General features: G+C 36.8%; 14 protein-coding genes. 6 read left to right on the forward strand and 8 right to left on the reverse strand.

Going from position 1 to position 10,208, the window contains the following annotated elements:
• Positions 1-166: 166 nt before the first annotated feature.
• Positions 167-538 (forward strand): mobilization protein MobS, encoded by a 372-nt coding sequence (locus ACS8FC_RS13665; RefSeq protein WP_439297170.1) that lies wholly within the window; start codon positions 167-169, stop codon positions 536-538.
• Positions 539-614: 76 nt separating this feature from the next.
• Here the strand turns inward: ACS8FC_RS13665 and ACS8FC_RS13670 are convergent, their stop codons facing one another.
• Positions 615-749, reverse strand: a complete 135-nt coding sequence (locus ACS8FC_RS13670; protein ID WP_083606213.1) for a TdeIII family type II restriction endonuclease — start codon at positions 747-749, stop codon at positions 615-617.
• A gap of 223 nt (positions 750-972) precedes the next feature.
• On the opposite strand from ACS8FC_RS13670, the gene ACS8FC_RS13675 reads away from it, so the two are divergent.
• Together ACS8FC_RS13675 and ACS8FC_RS13680 are read left to right on the forward strand one after the other, a co-directional pair.
• The gene (locus ACS8FC_RS13675) at positions 973-2,136 is read left to right on the forward strand and encodes a zinc-dependent alcohol dehydrogenase (protein WP_058368782.1); all 1,164 of its coding nucleotides are present in this window, start codon (positions 973-975) and stop codon (positions 2,134-2,136) included.
• A 520-nt stretch (positions 2,137-2,656) separates the two neighbouring features.
• Positions 2,657-3,121, forward strand: coding sequence for an NUDIX hydrolase (locus ACS8FC_RS13680; protein WP_007115209.1), 465 nt, complete (start codon positions 2,657-2,659; stop codon positions 3,119-3,121).
• Between the two features lie 254 nt (positions 3,122-3,375).
• Here the strand turns inward: ACS8FC_RS13680 and ACS8FC_RS13685 are convergent, their stop codons facing one another.
• Positions 3,376-4,128, reverse strand: a complete 753-nt coding sequence (locus ACS8FC_RS13685; protein ID WP_011954800.1) for an ACP-like domain-containing protein — start codon at positions 4,126-4,128, stop codon at positions 3,376-3,378.
• Between the two features lie 343 nt (positions 4,129-4,471).
• Here ACS8FC_RS13685 and ACS8FC_RS13690 point away from each other — a divergent pair, with 343 nt between their 5' ends.
• Positions 4,472-4,912, forward strand: a complete 441-nt coding sequence (locus tag ACS8FC_RS13690; protein ID WP_110817436.1) for a hypothetical protein — start codon at positions 4,472-4,474, stop codon at positions 4,910-4,912.
• A 242-nt stretch (positions 4,913-5,154) separates the two neighbouring features.
• Here ACS8FC_RS13690 and ACS8FC_RS13695 read toward each other — a convergent pair whose 3' ends face one another.
• Together ACS8FC_RS13695 and ACS8FC_RS13700 are read right to left on the reverse strand one after the other, a co-directional pair.
• The gene (locus ACS8FC_RS13695; protein ID WP_178377961.1) at positions 5,155-5,298 is read right to left on the reverse strand and encodes a hypothetical protein; all 144 of its coding nucleotides are present in this window, start codon (positions 5,296-5,298) and stop codon (positions 5,155-5,157) included.
• Positions 5,299-5,397: 99 nt separating this feature from the next.
• A complete protein-coding gene (locus tag ACS8FC_RS13700; RefSeq protein ID WP_058023794.1) occupies positions 5,398-6,231 on the reverse strand; it encodes a cation transporter in 834 nt (277 codons plus the stop codon).
• Positions 6,232-6,414: 183 nt separating this feature from the next.
• Between ACS8FC_RS13700 and ACS8FC_RS13705 the strand changes: the two genes are divergently transcribed.
• Positions 6,415-7,041 carry a recombinase family protein gene (locus ACS8FC_RS13705; protein WP_439297171.1) on the forward strand — a complete coding sequence of 209 codons (627 nt, stop codon included), beginning with the start codon at positions 6,415-6,417 and terminating at the stop codon, positions 7,039-7,041.
• A gap of 28 nt (positions 7,042-7,069) precedes the next feature.
• On the opposite strand, the gene ACS8FC_RS13710 is transcribed toward ACS8FC_RS13705, so the two are convergent.
• The 3 genes from ACS8FC_RS13710 to ACS8FC_RS13720 form a co-directional block, all read right to left on the reverse strand.
• The gene (locus tag ACS8FC_RS13710) at positions 7,070-7,345 is read right to left on the reverse strand and encodes a hypothetical protein (protein WP_207990662.1); all 276 of its coding nucleotides are present in this window, start codon (positions 7,343-7,345) and stop codon (positions 7,070-7,072) included.
• A gap of 68 nt (positions 7,346-7,413) precedes the next feature.
• A complete protein-coding gene (locus ACS8FC_RS13715) occupies positions 7,414-8,007 on the reverse strand; it encodes a hypothetical protein (RefSeq protein ID WP_439297172.1) in 594 nt (197 codons plus the stop codon).
• A 134-nt stretch (positions 8,008-8,141) separates the two neighbouring features.
• On the reverse strand, positions 8,142-8,942 hold the full coding sequence (locus tag ACS8FC_RS13720) for a hypothetical protein (protein ID WP_439297173.1): 801 nt from the start codon (positions 8,940-8,942) through the stop codon (positions 8,142-8,144).
• A 373-nt stretch (positions 8,943-9,315) separates the two neighbouring features.
• Here ACS8FC_RS13720 and ACS8FC_RS13725 point away from each other — a divergent pair, with 373 nt between their 5' ends.
• Positions 9,316-9,825, forward strand: a complete 510-nt coding sequence (locus ACS8FC_RS13725) for a plasmid replication DNA-binding protein (protein ID WP_439297174.1) — start codon at positions 9,316-9,318, stop codon at positions 9,823-9,825.
• Positions 9,826-9,917: 92 nt separating this feature from the next.
• Here the strand turns inward: ACS8FC_RS13725 and ACS8FC_RS13730 are convergent.
• Positions 9,918-10,208, reverse strand: a 291-nt coding sequence (locus ACS8FC_RS13730) for a hypothetical protein (RefSeq protein WP_439297175.1), incomplete at its 5' end; no start/stop codon positions are given.

The raw sequence follows: 10,208 nt of genomic DNA on the forward strand, positions 1-10,208 counted from the left end.
TCAGTGAGACTCAACCATCCGCACTTAGTCAGTGAGACTCAACCATCCGCACTTAGTCAGTGAGACTCAACCATCCGTCAATTAACTATATCATAGTAGATTGTTAGATACTGGCGAAGTTGCTATAGTTAGATGGATAAATAATTTGATAATTTAAGGATATGGTATGAGCTTACTTGGTGGTAATGATTTGAAGGAACAGCAAAAGATTAATGAGCTTGAGCTGAAAATAAATAGAGAAAAACAGAAGTTAGATAAGAAGCTGACACGACAAAAGATACTACTGGGTGCTTTCTTAATAGAGACTTTAGAAAAAAACGAAGTTGAAAAATTACGTGAATATGTTGCTAATAATTTAGATGATTTTTTAACCAGAGAAAGTGATAGAGAGTTAATGTCTGATGTTATAGAAAAGCTAAAAAAAATCAGCAATAAAAATAATGAAATTGACTATAACGGCGATAAACATACATTAGTTGCCAATATTGCAGATACTGGCCTCCCTGTTGATGAAGATAATATGTTTGTAGAAGATTAATGCTAGTTTTTTAATGAGATTATGAAGCTTTCATTGTAGACGAGCAGAGAATATCAATCATATCATTGAGTGAAAATTAACCACCTGACACAAGCTGCCATAACTCGTCACCTACTAACAGATCTTGGCGGTCATAAAAGTTGCCCCAACGCTTATAATTATTATCCGTTCTCGACTCAGGGTTATAAGTAATGGCGATGTAGGTTTGAATTTTATTAGGTGTCCTAAATTAGTTAACCACTACAATTTTTTACTTACAACACGCAACCTTTTTAACACACGTTAATTATAAATCTCGATTTTCAAGGTGCTAATATAATTGAGTAATACTTAACTTAGTTAACATAAACCACTGATTCTAATAACTTTCATCTTGTATTATCACAGATTATTGTTTATCGAGATTCTGCAAGCTTTACTTAATTGGAGAAATTATGCGTGCTTTAACCTACCACGGTGCTAAAGATGTGCGAGTGGACAATGTCCCAGAGCCTAAACTGCAAGAAAAAGATGATGTTATTTTACGTGTGACTGCAACTGCAATTTGTGGCTCAGATTTACACTTATATCGTGGCAAAATACCTGCAACCGAGGAAGGCGATATCTTCGGTCATGAGTTTATGGGTGTGGTTGAAGAAGTAGGCTCTGAAGTCACAGCTGTTAAAAAAGGCGACAGAGTTGTTATTCCTTTTGTTATTGCATGTGGTAACTGCTTTTTCTGTCAGCATGACCTAATGTCCGCTTGTGAGACTACAAATACAGGCCCAGGCGCTGCTATTAATAAAAAAATAATTCCGCCACCGGCTGCTTTATTTGGTTTTAGCCATTTATATGGTGGGATTCCTGGTGGACAAGCAGAATTTGTACGGGTTCCTAAAGGTAATTTTAATCCGTTCAAAGTAAATGGCTCACTGTCAGATGAGAAGGTTTTATTTTTATCAGATATTTTACCAACTGCTTGGCAGGCCGTGACTAATGCCAATATTACTAAAGGTTCAACCGTAGCTATTTATGGTGCGGGTCCTGTGGGGTTGTTATCAGCAGCTTGTGCCAAAATGTTAGGCGCTGAGCAGATCTTCGTGGTAGATCATAATGACTACCGTTTGCAGTATGCCAAAGATACGTACGGGGCTATTCCGGTCAATTTCGATAAGGTAGATGCTGCTGAATTCATCATTGAACAGACCAAAGGACATCGCGGCGTTGACGGCGTTATTGATGCGATTGGCTTTGAAGCCAAAGGCAGTATGCTAGAAACAATAATGACCAATTTGAAAATTGAAGGGTCAAGTGGTGCAGCTTTACGTCAATGTATTGCAGCTGTGCGTCGTGGCGGGGTCGTTAGTGTTCCTGGTGTGTATGCAGGACCCATTCATGGTTTCTTATTTGGTGATGCTTTTGATAAGGGGCTTACTTTCAAAATGGGCCAAACCCATGTACACAAGTATTTACCACAATTATTAGAGTATATTGAAAATGGTGATTTATCACCTGAAGCTATTATTACTCACCGTATGAATTTGTCTGACGCTGCTAAAGGTTATGAAATTTTCGAAAAGCGTGAAGAAGAATGTCGTAAAGTCATTTTAACTCCTTAATTTTTCAAATTTACCCTTAACATTTAAGAGTTAAGTCATAGCTGCTTTAACGAGATTATCTTAAATAATGATTATCGCTAAAGCAGCTAGTAAAAAATCTTTAACTTATTTTTCTCTGCACACGACAAAAAAATCATCCCCAACCGATTTACATGGGTTTAGGGGTTAAAAAACTAGCTAACTGTCTTAGATGGTCTTAAAGCTTAGAAGTGTAAAGCACAATAAACTTTCTTATATTTATCAGGATCATCTTTATTAGCTACAAACCCTTTGCTAACCAACTTTACCGTTAAATGTTTCACCTTCATCATTCGTTATCATAACAATCAAGTTTTGATCCCCAAAACTTTGGAGTTCTTTAATCAGCTCTTTAATTGTCTTAGTTCTATCTTCCCATTGCACTATAATTTATTGTAAGTATACCTATGGCAAACCAGTCAGGCGCTTTCACTGGTTCGGTTCCCTAGTGAGGACTTGAATATTAAGCTATCCTCTATGTCCTATTCTCAATTGAGTTTTTATGTCTAATATACTAAGTAATGAACCTATAATACAATACGAACCACAGAGCCTACGTCCAATAGTAGCTACTATTGGAGTACTTTTTAAAGATGGAAAGGTGCTTTTAGTACGCCGTGCTAACCCACCCGATGCAGGTCGATGGGGTTTTCCCGGTGGTAAAATTGAACGTGGGGAAACTGTTAAAGATGCTGCCGTTCGTGAACTTTATGAAGAGACAAGCATTGTATCAAAAGCCTTTAAGACATTTAACGCTGTAGACGCGTTTGACTTTGATAGTAGTGGTAAGCTTCGTCACCATTTTGTTCTTGTAGCCGTACTTTGTATTTGGGTTTCTGGTGATCCTCTAGCAGGTGATGATGCCCTAGAAGCTAGATTTTTCGATATTGAAGATTTGATCAATGCAGATTTAGCCCTTAGCTTAGATGTTAAAGAAATAGCATTACAAGCAGCTGAGTTACTCTAAAAAGTAAGAAAGTTCGATGAGAGCATCCTATATTCTGTGTAACAGCTGTGTGGCTTTCATCAATAATTACACAAAATGTAGGATGCTCTCAGCTTTTCATGCTACCAGCCATCTGTTGGGCCAGTTTTTTAATGTCGTTTTGGTTAGTCATTGCTTATTCTCCAGTTAGTGGATTATAAGCAGTTACACAAAGTTTGGGAAACTCCCATTATCTGATTATGGCTATTTTCCCTTTTTTATTTTTCTGAAGGCGTTTATAATTTTTGACAGTTTTGCAATAACGCGTAGCCACCTTTAGATTTTTTTAAATCTAACAAAGAGTAGACCATTGAGTCTCCAAACACGCCATCATTAATAGTTCCTACGCTCAGTAAGTAGTTATTATTGGAGAATACTGGATTATTTTTTTTACTATATTGATCATCAAAGTTTAGCTGTTGTGAAATATTATCGTAAGTCACTGTCGCACTAGTTTTTTGGTTATTAAAGTGGTAGGTTACGCTTAGATTTTCGTTGCTATCACACTTGTAGTTGACGACATAATTTTGCTGGTTAGATGGTTGCTGCTGGTCAGTGATAAAGGCTTTCAAATTAAAGTTTTTTGCGGTGTTTGCATGCTTACGGGCATCATTGCGTGTTTGGCTTACGATAAGCTTATAATCCCCTGTATAAGGCAGGACTTGGAAATCACCAGAGAGTTCACTAGTTTTATTGTTATTTCCAAGATACAGTAACTTTAATACCACATCGTCTGATGTGTTTTGTCTTACTACTCTTAATACTTGATTAGCTTGTGCATGGAATATATATTCCTTTGTATCATAGCCAGTAATACTGCCCTTGATATCCAAAACTTGGGGGTTAGCAATATTACTGTGACTATTTTTATGAGAAGTCTCTACTGCATTAGTATACTGACTACTGTTATCAGGTGTTGTGTTACAGCCTGCTAAAGCAGCTATACACGACATCACAAATGCAAGGGCGAGTATTTTCTTTGATTTCATCTTAAAACCTTTCGTATTAAAAAATAATTGATTATTTTAACATCCAAAATAGTTGAGTTTATTGGTGTCGGACAAACTATATATTACATCCATATCTTCGAGTAGATTTTAGCTAGTACACAATAGACCAAAGCAAATCCAATGAAAAAACATAACAGATTAACACTCCACCCCAGTGAATGATATGTTCAAGCTAGTAAAATACGGCAAATATTCAAATATTATCCAATCAAGAATCCAAATAATCACGCACGGGGCGTTTATTAAATTGGCTAGCGTCTTTAATTTAGTTGACACAGAGTTTTGAACGCCCTCTTCTCTTATTATATTTAAAGGAAAAATTATGCGTTCTTTGCTTCTAACGACAATGTGCTTAACGGGCAGCTTAGCTCTAGTGGCTTGTAGTAACCATCGTGCCGACACCACGGATCTGAGTAAGCAGCCTACAATAGAAGCGCCGGTAGCGTCAGGGGCATTTACTGCTTTTGGAAACAAAGGGAAAATTTGGCGAATAGTGATTGAAGGAAATGAGCTAAGTATAGAGGCAAATTTCTTAAAGCCAACGACAGCAACAGTTACCGTGGTGGGTTCTGGTTCTGTCAATACTGAAGGTGTCGAATACGCGAGTACTGTCAATGGACAGCCTATTGTTGTGAATATAAAAAATAACCTTTGTATCGATGACAATGGCTATCAAAATGAATTTACTGCAATATTAACTTACGCAGGCAAAGCATATCAGGGTTGTGCCGTTGCCGGTGCAATAGAAATTGCGCCCACATAGCAGATAAGCCCAAGCGGTAGCCAATGTATACTTATAGCGAGCCACTCAAGCTCTTTTCTTGGTTCGGTACCCTAGTGAGGACTTGAATCTTTGGCTGTGAGCTAATGGTATTAAGGTTTCAACTTGCTGAGATAGCCACAGTGTACTTCATGATGTACTTACCATAGATATTCTATCTATGATCGGTGCGCTAGTGAGGACTTGAAGAGACCATCCCAGATTCTGTGTAACTGACGTTTAGATTAAATACTTACACAAAATTTAGGAAGGTCTCCCAGATTCTTATCAAAGACTTCATCATCTATTATTCGCCAAACGGCAACTTGCTGATGGTCTTTGGTGGTGACTAGATTTAAAGTTTGTTCAATCATTGCTTGAGGTCTCATATCCTTATGATGTTTATTTGCTTCAAACCCAGTTACTTTACACTTAGCGGTTTAATTAAGCTACTTACTTGAGCTATTTGCTTCAGTTATTAGGCTTGGCTACTTACTCAACTTCAATATTCTAAAGGCGCCCTGAATAACTAAAGCAAATACGATGCTACCAATAATCAAATCAGGCGTACTAGAGTGTAACCAATTAACCAAAATCCCTGCAACAATTACCCCTAAATTGATAATCACATCGTTTGAAGTGAAAATCATACTGGCTTGCATATGGGCTTCTTCTTCTTTGCTTTTCGATTTTTGTAGTAAATAGAGGCAAATCAAGTTTGCAATTAGCGCAAGAATCGATATGACTATCATGGTAGAAAAGTCAGGTAACTGCTCATTGCCAAAGAAACGTCTTAGTACTTCTAAAAAACCAAGAATCGCTAGCGTAATTTGAAAATATCCGGCAATTCTAGCAATCCGTTTTTTCTTAATGACCGTTCCACCGACCGCAAATAAGCTAATTCCGTACACGAAGCTATCTGCTAACATATCTAAGCTGTCGGCGACCAACCCCATCGAACGAGAAATCAGTCCCGTGCTCATTTCAATAATAAAGAAAGCAAAGTTAATGACCAGCACTATCCATAGTAGCTTTCTTTGCTCAGCATCTTTTTTGTGACTAGAGTCAGCATCAATTTTAAAATTATTGTTGGGATCAGAGGGGTCAATGGTTTCGGTCGAGAGTAGGGTGTCTCCTAATTTTAGGTCATGAATAGCAGTCTCTATCCCTTCTATATTGTCATGATGAAACACAGTTAATTGACGGTTAGGAATGTCGAACTCAAGATGTTCAATATTCGAGTGGCCCTCTAATTTCATTCGGATTAGGTTTTCCTCCGAAGGGCAGTCCATCTTCGATATTTTAAAAGTTGTTTTATTCATAGCTACATTTATATCCGGGTGGTGGTTCAAAAAGTAGGCTGTCTAAGTGACAATATAAAGAAAAATGGTTTCAAAAGCCATACCCCAAGGGAACCAGATATTTCATCCTTCAAACCTATTAACAGACTACTTAAAACAGACTGGTATAATGGAACCACTTATAACAGACTATTTTAGGTATTTATGTTTATTAGAGCGTATCTACGAGCGTCAACCAAAGAACAAGACGCTAAGCGTGCCAAGAGCGAGCTTATAGCATTTGCCGACGATCATGACCACAAGATTGCAGCGTTCTATGTCGAGAATGAATCAGGAGCAACACTGGTACGCCCAAAGCTGATGCAGCTGATCGAAGATGCTCATAAGGGCGATGTCATCTTAGTTGAGCAGATTGATCGCTTGGCGCGTTTGAACCAAGCTGATTGGGACACTCTCAAAAGAATGCTATCAGAAAAGAAGCTATCTATCGTATCAAAAGAGCTACCCACCTCATATATGGCGCTTCAACCTGAAAGCAGCACTGAATTTATGAGCAGTGTATTGCAGGCCATTAACTCGATGATGCTAGATATGCTTGCAGCTATTGCTCGAAAAGATTATGAAGATCGCCGTAACCGTCAAATGCAAGGTATTGCTCGAGCTAAAGCAGAAGGTAAGTATTCAGGACGTAGAAAAGATACCGAAAAGCGCAAGATTATCGCTAGTCTGCTCAAATCAGGTCATAGCTATTCTGATATTCAAAAAATGGCGAAGTGCTCACGGCATCTGATCGCTGATGTGGCTAAGAAAATATCTAAAAAGGCTTATTAATCCACTATAAGTAGATCAATAAGCCTTTTTAGATGGTTCCCTTGGGACATACTGTTTTAAACTGGCTAATAAACTGTTTTAAGGTGAAGCCCTCACTTAATGGACTATTATTATTGACTTGCTCAGGTGTTAAATTATCAATAAAAGGTTGCTCATTTTTTGAAGCGCCTCTACGAACAACCTCGAACCTCATAGGAATTTCACCTGATTTATTAGCACGTCTAAGTGTCAGATTTTTAGACTTAGCCAAACTGAGTAGTTCATTATAGTTATCTCCACGAGTAGTGGTTTTCTTAGTTAACATATTTATCTATAACCTAATTTTATGAGTTTTTAATGAAAGCCACTGTGTGAAATCTCTCTAATTGTTAATCACCACCAGAGCCATTTAAACTCTTTAGATTCAGCATCCCATTCAAAGTTACTACCAAAATACTCTCTTCCATCGTACTTTATATGTTTGACTATGTCCGTATCTATATACTCATGATAATAAATTTCTAACTTTGTTGGGTCAAAATCACTACTAGATATAATCTGATTTTCTTCAAACTGTAGCCCTTCAGTAGTTTCCTTAGCCATGAATATAGCAGTACCTGAAGGTAAATCCATTATCATCCTAGTAGATGAACTAATACATTTTGTCTTAATTCCAAGTTTTTCTAAGGTACCTAAATCAAGGGCACATTCCCAATCATCACCTCCATTCTCTAAATCTACACTTAAAATACAATCACTAGTTAATTCTGCGCCTGATATACGCCACAAATTATCCACATCATACAGACGACCACCATTAACAAAATCGTGCTCTTTAGGTATTTGTAGATTACTTGATCCAGGGTCGTCTAAATATTCAGCATATTCCTGTAAGTCAATGTCTTCATTTTCGAAATACTCATAAGTATCATTTGCTACTGTACCGGCGTAAATAAATGCACCGTAACCTCTTAGTGCAATAATCATTACTATCTCCTCAATTAAATAGTGTGCACATACGTTTGTTTTTTACCTTTTATTGAGACTACCAAAATAATTTTCTAATGCATAGTATGTAGATCTTCTTTACGACATTATACGTCGTGTCCGACATAATTCTACTATTTAAGAGGCTTTGATAGGTTATATAGCTCGCTGCATTTTTTTCCATATTCACCCATGTTGATACCCATCTGTGCAAAAGACTGAGCTATCCCAGCTGAAAATCTCTTATTATTAAATTCTAGAGTTACGTTAGAAAATCTAGAATAGTTAACAGCTATCCCACCCTTTACTTTTGGCAGCTTGAATGCATGATCCTCTTTAAAAACTATATAAGGCTGTAAGAGTGTTTCAAACACTTTGCCACAAAATACAACGTAATCTCTTTCTTGGCTCGTTATTGTGTCTAGCAAGATTTCAACATAAGGTTGCAATGATTCTTTTGCAGATTCAACCTTATTAGTTTCGAAACTATTCGATCCGAAAGGCAAAAGTTCAAGCTGTAGCTTGTCATCTATTACTTTTTCTAGGTTCGAAAAATTACCATTAGCATCATTAAAATTGATAACATTGAATGGTTTTATAAACTTCACTTGCTTAGCGTCAAAAGAAGACTTAAGTTTTATCGTAGTGTCTTCACCATAATGAATTTTTCCATAGTATCTATGAAACCCAAAATATTCATCAAAGTCAGTGAACTTAAAGCTCTCTTCATGTACATCTGAATAATTGTCTACTTGTTTAGGTTTAAGATGTACTAATACAAACTTTGCTTCAGGGTTACCGAAAAAATATGATGGATACTCATTATGATTGACATGCATTTTGATATCTTTCGATAATTTCTCTGCACGGCTTATTTTACGAGTTGAGTGAAACTCCTCGAAATCGCTCTTCATAATGCTGATTAGTCTTTCCATAATAAAACCTTTTAAAGTAAATGCTTAATTGATTTGCCATAGGCATGATCGAGACTATCTTAGATACTGTCCAGAAAGGACACTGTGAAATATATTCTCATCATTTAGATGATTCAAGTCCTGATTAGGGAACCGTACCTATTTAATATGATTAGAATCTCTCAAGAATTAAAAATCAAATTTTTCCTATAAATGGCAATAAAACATGATATTTGTTCAATAAAATTGACAATATATATCTGAACCCTCTAACTTTCGTATAAAGTATTTATGATTTGCCTCGTAGGTAGGTTAATGCGATAGTTGTCCACTGAACGTTCTGAACAGTCGTATTGTACAGAGCTTAAAAACGTACTTGGACACTAGGTGAACAATGAACATATCAGTGACAAAAGCAGCAAAAGAATGGGGTGTATCGAGAACCACAATATACCAAAAAGTCAATGATGGCGAGCTTTCCAGAACAGCAGACAAGAAAATTGACACTGCAGAGATGCTTCGAGTATTTGGAGAGCCTTTGTCCAAAAAACGTACTGAACAATCACTGAACGTTCCTGATAGTACGCACTTGAACAGTCAAGCTGAACAGTCTTATACAGAGCTTGAACATCAATTAGAGTTAGAGAAGTTAAGGAATAAGCACCTACAGCAACAGGTCAGCGATCAAAAACAGTTGATAGAGAATTATCAACAACAAATTGGTCAGCTGAATAAGACACTGGATAAAGCCAATGCTAGTATTCAGGATTTTGCTCAAGTGAAGTTGCTAGAATTTAAGCAAGCTGAGCTAGGCTATGAGCCACCACTTGAACAAGAGAAAGAAAAAACAAACGACTCAACCGTGGCACCAGATCGGAAGAGAAAAAGATGGTGGGCGTTTTAGGAGAGTGTTGAAATGGCAGTTACACAAAGTTTGGGAAAGTCTCCTAAGTCAAAAACCCTTTTCAGAAATGATTAGGGGTTTTTGTTATCTGACTATAACTTGTTAGAGTTATCAACTAAATCTGTATTATAAGTAATAAATAGCCAGCTTGACCCATAGTTATCTATCAAAGTTATATCAACACCGTCATGATGCCAATTTGCAGCATTACCAAGCACTGTAGATATGTTTTTAGATGGTTCACCATATTTCAAACTCAATGCGTTAAGCGCTTTTGAATATAAATGATCATACTTTGTGAAGTGTGTTTTTAATTTCACTACTTTAAGCTTATCCTCATCCATTCTAAATTCTACAGTAAAATTCTTTCCAAAAATCATGTA

It is taken from the genome of Psychrobacter sp. 1Y4 (assembly GCF_051847555.1).